Below are 17,834 nucleotides of genomic sequence, written 5' to 3'. Positions count from 1 at the left end.
GTCAGCGGCCGGCCTCGGCGTAGACCGGTTCCGGGGCCATCGCACGCGCACCGACATGGATCAGTGGGATCAACAGGAGGGCGACCAGTCCGAGAGCCGCGCTCCCTCCGAAGTCCACCAGGAAGGCGCCGCTGGTCGGGTAGAGCTCTCCCTGGGGCGTACCGATGACCAGCACGGCTGCGGCGAGCTGGGCGGAGATTGCCATGGAGATGTGTCGCACGATGGTGTTCACACCGTTGGCCGCTCCCAGGTTCTGCAGCGGAACCGATTCCGCGATCAGCACGGGGAGCACTGCGTAGGCGGTTCCTCCGGCCAGGCCGAGCAGGGCTGCGCCGACGAGGATGGCCGCCGGGTCGGCGCCGCCGAGGCCGATGACGAGAAGGCCGGCGACGCTGCCCACCGTGCCGATGAACAATGGCGGCCGGACCCCGAAGCGGGCAACGGCACGACCGGTCACCGGGCCGGCCAGCATGGTGGCCAGTGCAGCGGGAAGCATGAACAGACCGGCGTGGGCCACACCGATCCCCAGGCCGACTCCGCTCTCCACCGGGAGCTGAACGATCTGGGGGATGAGGAAGAAGGCGGCCGCCTGACCGACCGTGATGAAGAACGCGGTCAGGTTGGCGACCCACATGTTGCGTCGCCGCATCAGGGCCAGGTCGATGAGCGGGTCACGGACCCGGCTCTCGACCACCAGCAACAGCACGAGGGACAGCGCGCCCGCTGCCAGCAGCACGAGGGTCTGGGGAGCCGTCCACCCCCATGCCTCTCCCCTGCTGATCGCGGTGAGCGGCCCGCCCAGCGTGACACCGAGCAGGATGGCACCCGCCCAGTTGACGCGGCCGGCGGCTCGCTGTTCGCCCCCGGGGACGAACACGACGATCCCCACGAGTGAGATCAGCGTCATCACCGCGGTGGCCCAGAACAGCCCCTGGTAGCCGAGTTGGTCGGCTATCAGTCCGCCGACGGGAAGCCCCAACGCGCCACCCAGCCCGAACGTGGAGCTGATGAGCCCCATGCCGAAAGCGGCCTGATTACGGGAGAGGCTCTGTCCCAAGATGGCGAAGGACAGTGGGAAGACCCCGCCTGCGCAGCCCATGATGACCCGGCCGGCGATCACCATCTCCAGCGAGGCCCCCGTCGCGGAGACCACCGCCCCCAGGCCGAAGAGCAGGAAGATCGCGATCAACACGGGTTTTTTGCCCAGGAGGTCGCCCAACCGTCCGGAGAGGACGGTGAGTGCCGCCGACGAGACGAAGAAACCGGTGATGACCCAGGCGACGCTGCTGGCATCGGCCCCCGTCGCGGCCTGGATCTGGGGGACGACGGGCACGATGGTGGTCTGCGCGACGGCGTAGGTAAGCCCGGCGAATACCAACGGGGCGATGATGCGAGCGGGTCTTGGGGACACGGTGAGCTGGGCGGACGAGAGCGCCACGCCGTACCTGACTTTCCTGGGAGGGGTAAGTAAACAACGCTTACATCCTGCCAAAGGATGAAATCGGTTGGTACATCCACCCTGGGAAACACGAAAAACGGCCCGCACCGATCAGGAGAACCTGTCAGTGCGGGCCGTTGTGTGCTCGTGTGCGCCATCAGGGACTTGAACCCCGAACCCGCTGATTAAGAGTCAGCTGCTCTGCCAATTGAGCTAATGGCGCTCGCCTCGCGGCGTCGCCGCCCCGGACTTACGGCCGTTGCGACGTGGACAACCTTAGCAGCCCGAAAGTGGCATCGCGAACGGTTTGGACCTGGGGTCCGCTGATCACCCGACCCGTTGGATGCGGGTGATCAGCGGCTTTTGCGGACAGGAGTGGTCAAGACCACGCCAGGACCACCGCGACGATGATGCCGATCGCCACGACCACGCCGATACCGGCGAGGACGTACGGGGTGACGGGACGCTTGGGCGCGGCCTCGGGCTCATTGTTCTCTGCGACGAAGCGGCGGAACATCTGCGTCGAGCCGGCGGGATCCATCTTCGGTTCTTCGTTCTGTGACATGGGCTCGACACTAGCGACTCACAGCCACTCCTCGAAGCGCCCGGGAACATGGATCCGGTCGCGTCGCACGACTTTCACGACCGGACCGAAGGTTTTTCCCGTAGTGAGAGGGCGAAGACGCGCTCCACGCCTACCGGACACCGTCGATCAACCGGGCATGCGCGAGGATCGACTGTCCGTTTCTGCGCAGTGCGAGCCCGGCCGCACCGAACTCGCCGGGAGCCGCTCCGACCGCTGTGATACCGAAGCGCCGCGTGAGACCTTCGCGGACCAGGTCGGCAACCGGTCCCGTGGCCAGGACCGCACCGGACAGGACCACCGGTCCCGGTTCGATCTCGGGGGCGACCGCGGCGAAACCGGCGAGCAGACGTTCGGCCGCAGAGGCGGTGATCGCGGCTGCGACCTCGTCTCCGGCTCGTGCCGCCTCCGACACCTCCGGGGCCAGCCTCCCGAGTTCGGCCGGCGCGATCTGGTAGACAGCACCGATGATCGCCTGCGGTCGTCCCCGGGCCACGCCGAGGGCTGCGGCGATCAGGTTGACCAGGACCGTTGGACGGCCTCGACCGTCCAACGCGGCCAGCGCGGCGCGTACTCCCTCGGTCGCCAACCAGACCGCCGATCCCTCGTCCCCGAGCCACCAGCCGTACCCGTCGCAGCGCCGCACCACCTCGCCTCCGTACAGCCGTGCGGCGACCGCTCCGGTACCGGAGATGAGTACGACCCCGTCCCCCGCGGCGCTGCCCGCAGCGAACGCCACGGTGATGTCGTCTCCGACGTGCGGGGTGCCCGGCAGACCGAGCCCTTTCCACGCCCGCAGAGCGATGTCCTCGGCGTGCCCGTGCCCGGCAGCGCCGGCACCGGATACACCGAACACCCCGCCGACGACGCTTACCGGCCCTGCCAGGTGAAGAGCCTCCCCTACGGCCTGACCCAGCGCGGCTTCCGGGTCTGCGCTGGAGCGCTGGTTGGCGCCTCCTGCGCGCGCTCGCGCCCGTACCCGGCCGTCCAGGGCAGCGACGAGGCAACGGGTAGAGGTCCCCCCGGCGTCAACCCCGATGACGACTTGCTCACTCATGCCCGAACCTTACAGAAGGGTCGATAATCGACTATGGCGACATTCCGTAAGGCGAGCGAGTTTCGGTTGACCGTGCCGAATATCAGTCACGAAGTCCGGCCGACGAACTCCCGATTTTTGGATTAACCGAAAACTGGTTATCCATCTTTCCTTAGGTCAACGACCTGGGAACTCGGTTCGGCGAACAGAGGCGGCACGTCGGCCACGCTGCTTTGTCCGGGATTCCCGGAACCTCCGGGAGCACACGCCTGTTGTTGTGCCGTACCGAGGGGTGCCGCGCAACAATCACGCGTCCGAACCGGCCGTCAGGTCCGCCTCGGCTTCCGACAGCCTCCCCGAACCCGACGTGCAAGGTGATCCGCAACGGCCCTGAGTCCGCTCTTCCGTCGGCTTTCATCCCTGCGCCCCCGGTGAAAGCCGATCATCAGCGGGCTGTAAGCCGGGTGGGGCATCCTGAACTCAGGCGGCCGGCTTCCCCGCGGCCGCAGGGGACTCGCAGAGCACGCTCTGCGGGGGGTTGGTGGGACGGTCACGCGGCTGTGCGAGGAAACCGCGTGGGCCCTGTGGGGGCGCTTGGCGAGATCGGCGGGGGGTCTTGCTATCTTTCCGAGCGCCCCGCCCCTCCCCCGGATCCTCACGGCCGCTCCCCCAGCAAGAACCTGGGATCTCCGCCGAGCGCCCCCCTCATCCGTTCGACAGGGTCGCCGACGCACCGTTCCATCACCCTGCGGACCACGGAACCCACACCGCTGTCCGGATGTGTCACCAACCAGGCCGCGGCAATGCGCAACGGCAAGGGCAGGCGTTCGGTGACTTCGAACAACAAGGCCACGGCATCGGGTTCGGCCACGACCCGCTGCATACCGAGGACTCCTATGAGCAGTTCCCACGCCTCGGCCTCGGTGAGTGCATCGACCTCCAGCGCCATCAGGCCGTCGCGGACGATGAGATCGGCAAGCCAGAATCTGCTGGTCACCACGACCGCGCACGAACCCGTACCCGGCAACAGCGGTCGAACCTGGTCGGCGGACCAGGCGTTGTCCATCACCATGAGCAACCGCCTGCTCGCGAGTACCGAGCGCAACAGTGCCGAGCCCTCGTCGATGTCGGCCGAGGGCGGTGTATCCGTACCGAGTGCGCGCAGAAGACCGCTCAACACCTCGCCGGGGGCCTTGGGCACTCCGCCGGCTCCTCGCAGGTTGACGTAGAGCTGGCCGTCGGGGAAGCGCGTGGCGGCCAGGTGCGCCCATCGCACCGCCAGGGCACTGCACCCGCTCCCCGGACGCCCGCTGAGCAGGACACCGTGGCCCTGGTCCGCGGCCAGCAGCTCCACGGCGCTCAGATGCGCACGACGCCCGGTGAAGTGGGCGATGTCAGGAGGAAGTTGAGCAGGAATCGCCCGGGACAGCGGGAAGGGTTCGTGTATGCCGCGCTGCCGGGGCACGACAGTGGGCTCTCCACGCAGGATGGCGTGGAAAACGCGTTGCAGGGCGGGCCCGGGATCGATCCCCTGTCGATCGGCCAGCACGGCCCGGGTGCGCTCGTAGACCTCAAGCGCCTCGCTCTGGCGTCCCACCCGGTACAGCGCGGTCATCACCCGCTCCACCAATACCTCTCGATGGGGGAAAGAGGCCAGCAAAGGCGCCATTGCGGAGGCGACGCGCTCGTAGCGCCCCAGCAGCAGCTCGACTTCGGCGCACCGCTCAGCCGCGCCCAGGAGTTCTTCGACCGGTCGGTCCTCGTCGGTCGCCCGGGGAGCGGCAAAAGCCACGTCGTCCAGAATCGGACCGCGCCACAGCAGCAGGGCGCGGACAAGCGCATCGGACTCACCCGGAAGGTCTCCTGCGGCCCTTGCGGTACGGGCCGCGGCGAGGAGCGCCCGACACTGCAGGAGGTCCAACTGATTCTCGGTCAACTCGATCCGGTAACCGTTCGCACCGTTGAGAATCGGGACAGCGGCGCCCTGTCGTCCCAGCAGTGCGCGCAAGCGCACCACATGGACCTGAAGTGCGCCGCGGTAGGCGTCCTCGGTAGCCTCCGGTCCCCACATCCGCACGATGAGTTCGGCGACCGGCACCGTCCTGTTCGCACGCAGCAGGAGGGCTGCCAGCAGCGCGCGCCGCTTCCGCCCCTGGATCCGGATCGGGGTGCCCGCGCTCTGAACCGTGAGCTGGCCGAGCACTCCGAACGAGAGGTCCGTCACTGTGGCCCCCGTAAGCTGGACGCACTTTCCCTTGCCGTGTGCGGCTTGAGGGTCCCGAGCGACTACAGGGTGCCCGGCGGCCTGTGCGACACGCAATCGACAGTCCGGCAAGCCCACACTTGTGTAACCGCCAGAATTAGCCATCGCTCCTCGGAGCCCATTGACTCCGACCCTTCTGAAGAAAGAAACTTTCGGGCATGAACCAGGCGGCGAAGAGAACCGACACGGACGCCTCGACAACCGAGGACCGTCCGGCACCCAACACCGTGCTGCGCATACGTTCCCTATTGCCCTCATTCGCTCCGGCCGAACAACGAGTAGCCCAGCGGATCATCGACGACCCCGAACGGGTCTCCGCCTCCTCGATCACCCAGCTGGCCAAGGACTGCGACACTTCCGAGGCCACGGTCATCCGGTTCTGCCGCACCATCGAGTTCACCGGCTACCGTGAACTGCGCCTTGCCCTGGCCACCGAGGTCGGACAGGAACGCGGCGCACGCGGGAGCACGGTCGAACCGGTCGGCGACATCAACCCTGACGACACACTCGTCACCGTGGTGCAGAAAATCGCCTTCTCCGACGCGCGTGCGGTCGAGGAGACCGGATCACAACTGGACGTGGCGGTCCTGGAGCGAGTTGTCGAGGCGCTGGCCACGGCCAGGCGCATCGACATTTACGGCGTCGGAGCCAGCGCCTTTGTCGCAGCGGACTTCCAGCAGAAGCTGCACCGTATCGGCTTGGTCTCCTACTGCTGGTCCGATTCCCACGTGATGCTGACAAGCGCGGCGGTCCTCAACGCCGACGACGTGGCGGTGGCGATCTCCCACAGCGGCTCCACCGTGGACACCATCAATGCGCTGACCGAGGCACGCCTGCGAGGGGCCACCACGGTCGCCATCACCAACTTCCCACGATCGGCCATCAGTCAGGTGAGCGATCACGTCCTCACCACCGCTGCTCGCGAGACCACCTTCCGCTCCGGTGCCACCGCGAGCCGTCTTGCCCAGCTGACCGTGATCGACTGCGTCTTCGTCGGCCTGGCCCAACTGCGCTACGCCGATACTCGCGACGCGCTGGAGTCAACCTACGACGCAGTACGCGGCCTACGGGTGGACCGCGAGGACCGACACAGGCCACGCGGCCGCGAGGGTTAGAGTGACCAGCCGAAATAGGGGGTCCGACACGCGGACCGGGCATGGACGATGACTGTGTGGCGGCCGCCACGGGGAGAGGAGACGGGATGAGACCGACACCGGTGGAGATCGTGCGTGTTCCGACCGAGGCCAGGAACCGCGCGACACATGACATCGACTTACTGTCCACGCTGGACGTCCTGCGCCGGATCAACAGCGAGGACGCGACCGTCCCGCACTCGGTGGCGCAGGTCCTCCCCGAGCTGGCCGCCGCCGTCAACCTCGGGGTAACGGCTCTGCGGGGCGGGGGAAGACTGCACTACTTCGGGGCGGGCAGCTCGGGTCGGCTCGCCACGATGGACGCGGCCGAACTCCCCCCGACCTTCGGAATCCCCGGGGACCGAGTGGTCGCTCACCATGCCGGCGGCGGAAACGCCCTGGTCCAGGCGGTCGAGGGGATCGAGGACGATTTCGATTTGGGCCGCACCGACGCCGCCGAAGTCACCTCGGGCGACTTGGCGGTCGGCCTGGCCGCCAGCGGGCGCACACCCTACGTCGCAGGAGCCCTGCGCAGAGCACGTGAGGCAGGGGCGCACACCGTACTGATCAGCGCCAATCCAAACGCGCCACTGGCCACGGAGTGCGACGTGCACGTGGGAGTGGACACCGGCGCCGAGGTGATCGCCGGATCGACCCGGATGAAGGCCGGAACCGGACAGAAACTGGCACTCAACGCTTTCTCCACCGCGGTCATGATCAGGATGGGCTACACCTACTCCAACCTGATGGTCGGTGTGGTGGCGAGCAACGCCAAGCTGCGCGGCCGGATGGTCACCATCCTGACCGAGGCGACCGGACTTCCCGAAGCCGCGTGCGCCGATGCCCTGAACCGTGCTGACGGCGACACCAGGATCGCCCTGGTGTGTCTGCTGACCGGCGCCGAGGTCACAGTGGCAGCCGGAGCCCTGCACGCCGCGAGCGGGTCGGTCCGGGCCGCCCTCCGCGAACTCCAGGGCGGCTAGAACGGGCGTGTCGGGCCCCGTACCTTCCCCTGGCCCGGCACTTCCCAGCGGGGTCCGCGCAGAACGGGTCTGCGCGGACCCCGCTCCCAGCGGCTTTGCTCCCCCGGATCAACTGTCTTCGGGCAACCGGTTGGCGGCGTGCAGGCGCGGCAGCAGCGACTGCTTGGCCGCGGTGAACTCGTCCTCGGTGAGGATGCCGTCACGGTAGAGGTCCCCGAGCTCGCGCAGTTGGCGCAACAACTCCGCGGAGGTGTCGTCACGGTCGGGGCGACCGCCCTCCCGTAGCCGCGGCGCCCCCGCTTCGGGCACGGCTGTATCGGCCGCCGGATGCGGCAGCCTGGCGAGGATGGCGGCGGCCACGAGCAGGGTGGACCAGTTCTCCTTCTCGAACCCGGTGAGGCGCAGCGCATAGGGATCGTGGGTGATGGGAAGGTTCAACCGCGCCCCTTTGACGTGGAACTGCAACCGCCCGTACCCCATACCGCTGGAAGGGGCCCAGTCCACACTCTCCAGCTCGGCCAGCTCGATCCGTTGCGGCCCCGCGGCGGTCTTGGCAGCGGGTGCGCCCCAGTTCCAGGCCAGGCGGATGCTCTCGCCGTCGAACTCCGCGGTCCCCTCGGTTCCGCCGCCCGTCACGGGGATACCGGGGCCGGGCATGAGGTAGCGGTTGGTGGGACCGGCGGGCACCCCCTCGAGTTGGAGGGTCGTGCGCAACTGGTCGGCGAAGTACTCGGCCACCCCGGTGCGGCCGGCCTCGACGAAGAGACGGTAGGGGTCGGCGGCGTCGGCAAGCCGGCCTGCGGCGACCTGGATGAACGGGTCGGCCCCTTCGCGCATGCGCAGCCGGAGCCGGCCGCCTTTGCGGGCGGGTTCGTAGGCGATCCCGGCGATCGCCTCGAACGGGATGGCGATCTCCCCGAGTGCTTGGCGCAGCTTGTGCACCTTCCAGTTGGCGGCGGGCACGATTCGTACCCCCTCGCCGTGCAGCGACCACGTCCCGTTCCGCCCAATGACCTCAACCATGGGGAGAGTCTAGAGAGCCGGGCAGCGACGGTTGCGCCCGTGGGCGAGGGCAGGGCGTCGGATCGGTTGTTCGGTTCCCTCGGGTTCGGCCGTGTGCCCCGTACGGGGCACGCGGCAGGGCGGAGTCAGCTCGACGAGGACCGCAGCGCCCGCCGGCGCCTATCGCTCGACCGCCAGCGCGTCGTCCACTCCCGGTTCGTACGGGCCGAGGAAAGTGGGGTCGGGGCGCAGCAGTGCGTCGGCGACGGCCTTGAAGGCGGCCGGGACCTCGCGGAAATGACCGTAGATCGTGGCTGTCACCCGGTCGGTGCCCTGCCCGGGGTCGCCCACGCCGATGGCGTCCAGCCCTGCCCTCTTGCACAGCGCCACCGCCCTCGGCAGATGGAACGACTGGGTGACGACGGTGACCGCCTCGACCCCGAAGACCTCTCTGGCCCGCACGCACGACTCCCAGGTGCTGAATCCCGCGTAGTCTCCGGCGATCTTTTCCTCGGGCACCCCGGCCCCGACCAGGTAGGCGGCCATGGCGTCGGTCTCGTTATAGGTCTCCCTGCTGTTGTCGCCGCTGACCAGAACCGCCTCCACCCGGGCTTGGTGGTACAGCTGGGCGGCAAGGTCCAGCCTTCGCTCAAGCAGACGGGTCGGCGAACCGTCGGGACGCACCCCCGCTCCCAGGACCAGCGCCACCGGCCGGTGGGGGGTCTGCCCGGCAGCGAACCGGTCACCACTGGTGGAGGCGTGCAACCAGGTGATCGGCGCGAGGCCAAGCAGCACCGCGGCGGCCAGCACCCCGGCGACGGGTCCGGGTCTGCGCCACCATCGGCGGGCCCGGGCCCGCTCGTCTTCTCTCTGAGTCGTCACATCCCTGTCCGACGAGCAAAGGACGCCTATTGTTCCTGGACGACCGGGACCGATCTCGCCGTAGGGTCGTGCGCATGCATGAGCTGCCCGAACGGCTGCGCGCCGTCGCCGATCTGATGGTCTCGGATGTACGGGAGGGGGCTGGTCGCCACGAATACGACGGCCGGACCGCCGACCTGTCACCAGAAGGAGTGATCACCGGGCTGGCCCGGCTCGGGACCGGAGAGCCCTTGGAGGACTGGCATGACGAAGCCCACCTTCTCGCCTTCGAGGACGCCCTGCGTCTGAGCCTGGGCGACCTGCAACTCCACCGCTCCAACCCGCTCTACCACCTGGGTGAGCTCGACCTCGCCTGCTACGACAAGGAGTACGCTCCCGCGGCCGAGCGCATGGCTGCCAGAGAACGTCACCTCACTGCCTGGCCCGAAACCGTCAACTCCGCAATCGCTGCGCTCGACCGGGTGAGCGCTCCGGTCGCAACCGCATTGCTGGGGACGGCACGGGGACTGGCCGACGCCGTACCGGACGATGCTTCCGAAACCCTGCGCGCCGTCGCACTGTCGGCACACGCCCGGCTCGTCGGCCACCTGGAGCGCGCAGCGGCCGAGGGCGAGCCGAGCGCGGCGCTGGGCGGTGCCGCACTGGCCCGGCTCATGGGCGTCCCCGAAGCCGTGGAGGTGGACCTGGGCCGACTGGCCGAGCGGGCCGACGCCGAGCGCAACCGGCTGATGGAGCGGTTGACGGAGTCGGTCGCCCGGATCGACTCGGCACGGCCTCCGCTGGAGGTGGCACGGGAACTGGTACGCGACCACCCCGACGCCGACGGAGTGGTGAACGCGGCCCGGACCTGGACCGAGCACGCCATCGCCTTCACCCGCGAACGCGACCTCGTGCCCTACCACGACGGCGCCTGCCGGGTGGAGACGGCGCCGGCATCACGGCGCTGGGCGATGGCCATGCTGACGTGGGCGGCGGCCGGTGAGCCCGACGGGCCCACCTACTACCACATCAGTCCGCCCGACCCCGGGTGGCCGGATGTCGAGGCCCAGGAGTGGCTGGAGGTGTTCAGTGCCACGACCCTGCCCGGGATCACCGTGCACGAGGTCGCACCCGGTCACTTCTCGCACGGACGCGCACTGCGTCGGGCTCCCTCCCCCGTACGCAGGACGCTGTTCTCCCCGACCTTCGTCGAGGGATGGGCGCACTACGCCGAGGAACTGTGCGTGGAAGAGGGGTTCGGCCCCTACGCCGAACGGACGACGTCCGGCTCGGGCTTCACCGCCGCGCACTTCGAGGTGGGCGTCTGGTTGGAGGCGCTGATCCGGGTGACCCGGCTGGCGTCGGCGATCGGTGTGCACACCGGGGCCATGACCGTGGAGGAAGCCGCGCTCCGCTTCGCCGCCGACACCCACATCACCGGGCCTGCGGCGCTGTCGGAGGCGCGTCGGGCCACCTTCGACCCCACCTACGGACGCTACACCTGGGGCAAGTTGGAGATCATGGAGCTGCGTGAGCGGGCGCGGCGCGAATGGGGCCCGGAATTTGGCACCAAGCGTTTCCACACCGCCATGCTGGACCTGGGTGCTCCACCGCTGGGACTGCTCGGGACGGCAGTGGAGCGCGGCTGACCGGACCGGCCGTGTCGCCGGGGCTGCCGGCCCCGGCGACACCGGGACGGAACTAGCGTCCGCCGCCGAAGAACCGGCCCAGCAGGCCGCCCTGCTCGGGCTGCTGGGCCTGGGGGGCGGCCTGAGGCGCCGGGGTGGACTCCTGGGCCGGCTTCTCGTCGGATTCCAAGCCTGCGAAGGAACGGAAGTCCGCCCGGTTGCCGGGAAGGCCCCATGCGGTGACGACCTCGGCGAGCCCGCCCTCCTCCCAGGCGTCGGCGGTGATGTCGCCGATCGCGGCGACGACTTCGCGCTGCTGCGTCTCGAAGCCGTCCAGACCGGTGGCGGGGGCGCGCTCGGCGTGGCGCGGCCCAAGGGCCATCTCCAGCGCGTTGGCGGCGACCACGCCCTGGCCTTCGCCGCCGGTATAGGCGAAGACCCTCTTGAGCTGACCGACGCCGGCCTGGCGTACGTCCTCGTCGTTGACTCCGCTGAGCAGAAGCATGCCCAGGTGGGTGGGCTCGATCGGACCGGACTGGGGCAGGGATGCCCCGAGGTGGTCCTCCCAGTAGTCGGAGCCGGTCAGCAACGCCAGGGCCTGCTCGGGAACGGCAGGGCCGTGGATCTGGGCCAGGGCGACCGCAGCAGCGAAGGCGAGGTCGGAGTCCGCGGCGGTGAGGAGCTGGGCAAGGTGCACGGTCGCGGTGACGTCCGCGGGGTCGGACAGCATTCCCATGGCCCAGACTTCCGCCGGCAGGGGACGCAGCGCCGGATAGGGGGAGGAGGAGTCGCCGGCGCCCACCAGAGCGGGCAGGATCAGGTCGGCCTCCTCGGGGAACCAGGCAAGGATGTAGGCCACCCACTCGGCTACGGCGTCACCGCCCCGGTTCTCCCGGCCCTCCAGTAGTTCCAGGAGCGCGGGGAGTCGCTCGCGCACTGCTTCGTGGACGGCGAGTTCGGCGGCGAGAATATGTGTTCCGTTGTCGTGCTCCAGCGCGCGCAGACGGCTCTGGATCCGGCGGTACTGCTGTTCGTCGGGGGCATCGGCCAGCCACTCCCGGTACTGGGCGCGTACCTTCTCGACGTCGGTGGTCGCGGCCCAGGCGATCTCGTCGCGCCACAGTGTGATGTCGCGGAGAACCGGAAGGTGGTCGGCCATCGACGGGACAGTGAGTTCCTGCAACAGGTTGACCACGTTGTGTCGGCCGCGCAGCCAGGTCTCCCCGGCAAGGCGGACAAGGAACTCCACCACCTCGGGTGCGGCAACATGCCCCGGCGCGGGGAAGCAGAGGATTTCGTGGAGTTGTAGGAGGGACTGCTCCTGCTTCTCGGTGGCCACCCCGCGCAGCAGATCGGGGATCTCGCTCCCGCGCTCGGGGGCGAGAGCGGTCCAGTCGATGTCGTCCAGGCCGTGCAGCGGTTCGGATCCGTGGTTTGACTCCATGGGGAGATTATGTCGCCTTCGCCAAGCGCTCGACCTCGTCCGCTGCTCCGGTGCTGGTGTCGGCGGGTGCGGGACGCAGGACCGCATCGCGCAGCGCCTTGGTGTTGGCCCCGAACTCGCGGACGTAGCCGTAGGCGGTCGCCCTGGACCGGCCGGCCAGACTCGGATCCCCCACACCGACAGCGTCCAACCCGGCAGCGCGCGCCAGCGCAACCGCGCGCGGGAGGTGGAAGGACTGGGTGACGATGACGGCGGAACGCACTCCGTAGGAATCACGGGCCCGGGCGCAGGTGTCCCAGGTACGGTAACCGGCCGGATCTGCGGTGATGGCGCCCTCGGGAACTCCCCGCCGGACGAGGTAACGCGTCATGACATCGGTCTCGCACCCCGAACAGGGGCGATTGTCACCGGAGACGAGGACCGCGCCGACTTTCCCTGCGCGCACCAGTTCAACGGCGATGTCCAGGCGACGGGCCAGGAGCAGGGTCGGCTGACCGTCGGACCGTACGCCTGCACCCAGCACGATCGCCACCGGCCGGGCGGGAACGGCCGCGGGGGCGAATCGGTACCGGGCGCTGGCCAGGTAGGTCCACGCGGTGGGCCCGGCCGCCAGTGCGGCCCCGCCCATGAGGGCGCCCACCACCATCAGTGTCTCGATCCGCACGCGCTTCCGGCTCCTCACCGGGGCGGCGTCGCCACCGCCCTGTTCATGGCCGACGACGTCTGCGCCGGCTGGAATCTCGACCTTAGGGGTTTTCGGTGCCCGAACCGCGCGGGCCACCGCAGGAGGACACGGTCTCACTACCATCGGGACATGAGCACACTCACGGCTGGCATGGTCCGCTTTCTCCTAGGACCGTCGAATCCGCTGCTGCCCCTGCTGGCCGGCCCGGACCTTCCGGTGGACGGACAGCGTGTCCCCGACTCCATCCGGTTGATACTCCGCCTGGGGGCGAACGGAACCGACCCGTCCGAGCCGGTCACGACGGCGGCCCGGGACGGGCTCGACCGGGTGTCGGTGCTGCTGGGAGCGGGCGCAGGGCGCGATATCGCGGTGCGCGACGTGCTGGTCCCCGGCGGCGCGGGGCCTTTGCCCGCGCGGGCCTATCTTCCGCCGCGGCCGAGTGGCGGTCTGCTCGTGTTCTTCCACGGGGGCGGATGGGTTCGGGGCAGCATTCGCAGCCACGACGCACTGTGCCGGGTTCTGGCCCGGTATTCGGGGTCCCACGTGGTGTCGGTCGCCTACCGGTTGGCTCCGGAACATCCGTTTCCCGCTGCCGTGGACGACGCGTACGCCGCCTACGCCCACCTGGCCCGGACCGCCCGCACCGGGTACGGTGCACGTCGGGTGGCGGTGGGCGGCGACAGCGCCGGAGGCAACCTGGCGGCGGCGGTCGCCCACCGGTTCGCAGCCGAGGCGGAGATACGCCCCTGCCACACACTGCTCGTCTACCCCGGCATCGATTCCGACATCCGGCGCTACGCCTCCCAGAACCGTCTGGGCGAGCAGGACCTGTTGTTGACGACGGCGTCGGTCAACGCCTTCATCGAGGCGTACTGCCCCGACCCCGCGCTGCGTACGGATCCGCGGTTCTCGGTGATAGGCGATGATCGGCTGACCGGGCTGCCCCCCACCCACGTCGTCACGGCCGGAATCGACCCGTTGCGTGATCAGGGCCTGGCCTACGTGCAGCGGCTGCGAGGGGCCGGCACCGATGTGGAGCACACCGATTTCCCCGGCCTGCCACACGGGTTCGCCAACCTGCTGGCCGCGCCCGAGGCGTACCGGGCCGTCGTCGCGCTGGCCGGCCGGCTGCGCGCCGCGCTGGCCTGAGAACGCCGCTCACGCCGGCCCCGGAGCGGGGAAGGGACCGGCGCGGGCGGCACCCCCGTGCTCAGGCGACGAAGTCGCGAACCTGGTTGATGACAGCGGAGTTGGACATCATGGCGACGTGTTCCAGACAACTGGTCCGGATGTTGGTGGCGCCGTCGAGGAGGGTGCTGTCCACCGGGTTGATGACGACGTCGCACGGAGAGCGGAAGGTCGCATAGGACACGTCACCGGGGGTGGGGTCGTCGGCGTTGAGTTCGGAGAGGAATTCCGAGCCCTGGCGCATCTCCTTGCAGGGCGTGATCAGCGACGTGCACAGGTTGGCGATGTTGGTCCCGTTGTTGGGCCCTCCGATGGACACCCAGTCGTCCACGTACTGCTGCCCGTCGCCGAACTTGAGGTACCAACGGGAGGAGAGCCCGCCCATCGAGTGGGTGACGATGTCCACCTTGGCCGCACCGGTACTCGTCCGGACCTGTTGAACGCGGTCCGACAACTGGGAGGCGATGGTCTTGTTGGAGCGCAAGGAGTCGTAGCTGAAGACGTGCAGCTGGTCGGCACGGTAGCCGTTGTCGATGAAGTTCTGCCGCATGGACGACCACTGGTTGCCCTTACCGCCGAAGCCGTGCACGAAGATCACCGGATCGTGCGCGTTGGCATGGGCTGCGGCGGCGGGGACCACGGATAGGGCGAGGGCTGCCGCCAGCGCGCAGGCGGCAGCAAGGAAAGAGCGCATCTGACCTCCGGAGAGTGCGGGATTGTCCGGAGTCTGCGGCACGGTCGTGCGCTCGCGCATCGGCTAATTCGCCGGTCTTCTTCTCAACTAGTTTACTAGCGCGTAACTTAGTAGCCGTGGTCATTGTGCCCCCGCTCACACAAGCCGCGCGGCTCCACGGTCGCGACCGAGAACAGTCCCATCTCGCTGATCTGCTGAGACGTGCGCGAACCGGGGAAAGTTCGGCGGTACTGGTGACCGGCGAAGCGGGCATCGGCAAGACCGCCCTCTTGGCGGCTCTGCGCGCCACAGCGGAAGGATTCGCCGTGCTCCAGGCGCGCGGAGTGCAGTCGGAGGCCGGGTTGGCTTTCGCCGGACTGCACCGGTTGCTCCTTCCCGTGGCCGATCGGCTCCCCCTGCTTCCCGAACAGCAGCGCCTGGCACTGGCCGCTGCGCTGGAACTGGGCGACACTCCCGTGCACGGGCGCTTCTTGTTGTCGGTCGCGGTGCTCGGCCTGCTGTCGGAGGCGGCCCGCGACCGGCCGGTCCTGGTCTGTGTGGACGACGTCCACCGGCTGGACGGCCCCTCCCTGGAGGCACTGGCCTTTGCCGCCAGACGCCTGGGGGCCGGGCGGATGGTCGTGGCCATCGCCACCGGTGAGGGCTGCGAGGACGGGGACGGAGCGCTGGCCGGGGTCGAGCGCCTGCGGCTGGAGGGCCTGGGCGCGGATGCGATCGCCGCGGTCCTCGCCGACCGCTCCCCCGTACCGATCGGCGACAGTACTCGCTCTGCCCTGGTCGCGGCGGCCTGCGGTAATCCGCTGGCAGCGGTGGAACTGGCGGATTCCCTCACTCCCGGACAACTTGTGGGGGCCGAACCGCTTCCTCAGCCGTTGCCGCCCGGCGGGGAGCTATGGGCCTCCTACGCTCGTCGGATCAGCGCGCTCCCCGAGCCGACCCGACGGCTGCTGCTCATCATCGCCGTCGAGGAGGACATGGACACCGCGACGCTGGTGCTGGCCGCCGAACAGGCCCAGATCCCGTTGTCCGCGCTGGATGCGGCCGAAGCCTGTCGGCTGGTGCGCGCCGACGCCGACCGCATCGCCTTCCGGCATCCACTGGTGCGCTCGGCCAGCTACTACGGCGCGGGGCTGGGCGAGCGGCGCGCAGCGCACCTGCTGCTGGCAGGAGTGTTCGATGCTGGGCGGCAACCGTTGCGACGGGCGTGGCACCGCGCCGTGACGGCGGTCCGGCCCGACCCCGAGTTGGCCGACGAACTGGCCCAGGCCGCAACGACGGCGCGCACCGGCAGCGGATACGCCGCGTCCGCCGTGCTCTTCGAACGCTCTGCCGACCTGACCCCGGACCCTCCGGTTCGGGCCGACCGGCTGGGCGAGGCGGCCCGCGACGCCTGGCTGGCGGGACAACCGGTGCGGTCCCGGCGGCTCCTGGACCGGGTGCGCGAACTGGGCACCGACAGTGGGGGACGGGGGCGGGCCGAGTCGCTAGGGGGCGAGATCACGCTGCGCAGCGGTATCGCGGTCCACGCCCACGAAACACTCCTGGACGCGGCCCACCGGCTGCTGCCCGGGCACCGCACACGTGCCCTTCATGCCTTCGTCCAGGCCGGCGAGGCCAGTTGCCTGGCAGGGGACCACTCCCGCTACTTCGCCACCGCCGCTCGGGTCGCGGCGCTGCGCGGACCCGAGGAACGGGCCGAGGCGCGGATCGCCTTCGATTATCTGGCGGGGAAATCCGCCATGTTCCAGGGGCACTACGCGCAAGGACGTGACCACCTGGAGCGGGTGCTGTCCGACGCGGAACGACTCAACGAACCCGTGCAGCTGATCTGGGGGGCCTCCGCGGGGCTGCTCCTGGGGGACGACGTCCGCTCCCACGCCCTGGCCTCCCGGGCGGTGGGCCTGGCCAGACGGGCCGGGGCGGTCTCCGTCATCCCCCAGGCGATAGAAATCTTGTCCTACTCGGAGTTCTGGACCGGACGGCAGCCGCTGGTGGCCGCCAACGCGCTGGAGGGGGTGCGCCTGGCCGAGGCGACCGGACAGGAGAACTGCGCGAGCCACCACTTCGCAGCGTTGGCGCTGATCGCGGCCGTCCGCGGGGATGCGGCGACCTGCCGGGCACACGCCAGGGAGTCCGCGAGGGTGGCCGAGGCCCACGACCTTGGCCTGCCCGCTGCGCTGGGCGCGTGGGCGCTGGCGTTCCTGGAGCTGGCGTCGGGAAGAGCAGCGGAGGCGGCGAGCCGCCTCACCTCGCTGGCGGGTGCCGGTCCCGGGCGGGGGCACCGTGCCGTGCGACTGTTGAGCGCTCCGCACTTCGTGGAGGCCGCGGTGGGGGTCGGCAACCACAATCGGGCACGCGCCGCGCTGAGCGCCTACCAACGCTGGGCCGAGGCGACCGGCCGGGACGGTCCGCGTGCCCTGGCCGCACGCTGCCGCGGGCTGCTTTCCGCCCCGGAGGAGGCCGAAGAGCACTTCACCGAGGCGTTGCGACTACACCGGGGCGGTTACCGGGATTTCGAACAGGCCCGCACCGAACTGTTGTTCGCGCAACTGCTGCGGCGTCAACGCCGGCCCCGGCTGGCCAGGGAACATCTGCACGGCGCTTTGGACACCTTCGAACGCCTGGACGTGGGCGTGTGGGCGGAGCGCGCCCGTGCCGAACTCCGCGCCACGGGCGAGTCGGTACGCGCGGCCCTGCCCACCGCGTTGGATGAGTTGAGCCCGCAGCAGTTGCGGATCGCACGTCTGGTTGCCGAGGGCGCGACCAACAGGGAGGCGGCCACCCAGCTCTTCCTGAGCCCGCGCACCGTGGACCACCATCTGCGCAACGTGTTCAGCCGGCTGGGAATCCGTTCCAGGGTGGAGTTGGCGCGGCTGCTCGGCTGACGCGTGGTCGC

General features: G+C 69.6%; 14 protein-coding genes and 1 tRNA gene. 5 read left to right on the top strand and 10 right to left on the bottom strand.

Features of this window, described 5'->3' with window-relative positions:
* Position 1 precedes the first annotated feature (1 nt).
* The 5 genes from AC0VYP_RS04865 to AC0VYP_RS04845 form a co-directional block, all read right to left on the bottom strand.
* Positions 2-1,438: an MFS transporter gene (locus AC0VYP_RS04865; protein ID WP_475472706.1), complete on the bottom strand. Its 1,437-nt coding sequence runs from the start codon at positions 1,436-1,438 to the stop codon at positions 2-4.
* A 150-nt stretch (positions 1,439-1,588) separates the two neighbouring features.
* Positions 1,589-1,661 (bottom strand) — tRNA-Lys (locus AC0VYP_RS04860).
* 156 nt (positions 1,662-1,817) lie between these two features.
* On the bottom strand, positions 1,818-2,003 hold the full coding sequence (locus tag AC0VYP_RS04855; protein WP_285758933.1) for a hypothetical protein: 186 nt from the start codon (positions 2,001-2,003) through the stop codon (positions 1,818-1,820).
* A 130-nt stretch (positions 2,004-2,133) separates the two neighbouring features.
* Positions 2,134-3,078, bottom strand: coding sequence for an N-acetylglucosamine kinase (locus AC0VYP_RS04850; RefSeq protein ID WP_475472705.1), 945 nt, complete (start codon positions 3,076-3,078; stop codon positions 2,134-2,136).
* Between the two features lie 634 nt (positions 3,079-3,712).
* Positions 3,713-5,281, bottom strand: coding sequence for an AfsR/SARP family transcriptional regulator (locus AC0VYP_RS04845; RefSeq protein ID WP_475472703.1), 1,569 nt, complete (start codon positions 5,279-5,281; stop codon positions 3,713-3,715).
* A gap of 197 nt (positions 5,282-5,478) precedes the next feature.
* Between AC0VYP_RS04845 and AC0VYP_RS04840 the strand changes: the two genes are divergently transcribed.
* Together AC0VYP_RS04840 and AC0VYP_RS04835 are read left to right on the top strand one after the other, a co-directional pair.
* Positions 5,479-6,435 carry a MurR/RpiR family transcriptional regulator gene (locus AC0VYP_RS04840; protein WP_475472701.1) on the top strand — a complete coding sequence of 319 codons (957 nt, stop codon included), beginning with the start codon at positions 5,479-5,481 and terminating at the stop codon, positions 6,433-6,435.
* Positions 6,436-6,521: 86 nt separating this feature from the next.
* A complete protein-coding gene (locus AC0VYP_RS04835) occupies positions 6,522-7,436 on the top strand; it encodes an N-acetylmuramic acid 6-phosphate etherase (protein ID WP_475472700.1) in 915 nt (304 codons plus the stop codon).
* Between the two features lie 108 nt (positions 7,437-7,544).
* Here AC0VYP_RS04835 and AC0VYP_RS04830 read toward each other — a convergent pair whose 3' ends face one another.
* Both AC0VYP_RS04830 and AC0VYP_RS04825 read right to left on the bottom strand, forming a co-directional pair.
* Positions 7,545-8,459 carry a DUF4429 domain-containing protein gene (locus tag AC0VYP_RS04830; RefSeq protein ID WP_475472698.1) on the bottom strand — a complete coding sequence of 305 codons (915 nt, stop codon included), beginning with the start codon at positions 8,457-8,459 and terminating at the stop codon, positions 7,545-7,547.
* A 159-nt stretch (positions 8,460-8,618) separates the two neighbouring features.
* The gene (locus AC0VYP_RS04825) at positions 8,619-9,320 is read right to left on the bottom strand and encodes a SanA/YdcF family protein (RefSeq protein WP_432707462.1); all 702 of its coding nucleotides are present in this window, start codon (positions 9,318-9,320) and stop codon (positions 8,619-8,621) included.
* Positions 9,321-9,394: 74 nt separating this feature from the next.
* Between AC0VYP_RS04825 and AC0VYP_RS04820 the strand changes: the two genes are divergently transcribed.
* On the top strand, positions 9,395-10,948 hold the full coding sequence (locus AC0VYP_RS04820; protein ID WP_475472697.1) for a DUF885 family protein: 1,554 nt from the start codon (positions 9,395-9,397) through the stop codon (positions 10,946-10,948).
* Positions 10,949-11,000: 52 nt separating this feature from the next.
* Here the strand turns inward: AC0VYP_RS04820 and AC0VYP_RS04815 are convergent, their stop codons facing one another.
* Together AC0VYP_RS04815 and AC0VYP_RS04810 are read right to left on the bottom strand one after the other, a co-directional pair.
* Entirely contained in the window at positions 11,001-12,371 is a 1,371-nt protein-coding gene (locus tag AC0VYP_RS04815) for a hypothetical protein (RefSeq protein ID WP_475472695.1), read from the bottom strand.
* Positions 12,372-12,378: 7 nt separating this feature from the next.
* Positions 12,379-13,017, bottom strand: coding sequence for a SanA/YdcF family protein (locus tag AC0VYP_RS04810; protein WP_475474161.1), 639 nt, complete (start codon positions 13,015-13,017; stop codon positions 12,379-12,381).
* Positions 13,018-13,185: 168 nt separating this feature from the next.
* Here AC0VYP_RS04810 and AC0VYP_RS04805 point away from each other — a divergent pair, with 168 nt between their 5' ends.
* The gene (locus AC0VYP_RS04805; RefSeq protein ID WP_475472694.1) at positions 13,186-14,205 is read left to right on the top strand and encodes an alpha/beta hydrolase; all 1,020 of its coding nucleotides are present in this window, start codon (positions 13,186-13,188) and stop codon (positions 14,203-14,205) included.
* Between the two features lie 61 nt (positions 14,206-14,266).
* Here AC0VYP_RS04805 and AC0VYP_RS04800 read toward each other — a convergent pair whose 3' ends face one another.
* Complete coding sequence (locus AC0VYP_RS04800) at positions 14,267-14,938, bottom strand: esterase/lipase family protein (RefSeq protein ID WP_285759550.1); 672 nt, start codon at positions 14,936-14,938, stop codon at positions 14,267-14,269.
* Between the two features lie 14 nt (positions 14,939-14,952).
* Between AC0VYP_RS04800 and AC0VYP_RS04795 the strand changes: the two genes are divergently transcribed.
* Positions 14,953-17,823: an ATP-binding protein gene (locus AC0VYP_RS04795; protein WP_475472692.1), complete on the top strand. Its 2,871-nt coding sequence runs from the start codon at positions 14,953-14,955 to the stop codon at positions 17,821-17,823.
* Positions 17,824-17,834: the final 11 nt, after the last annotated feature.

It is taken from the genome of Nocardiopsis sp. iso_186 (genome assembly GCF_056173365.1).
The sequence above is the reverse complement of the archived record's forward strand: the minus strand, read 5'-3'. Positions and strand labels throughout refer to the sequence as shown.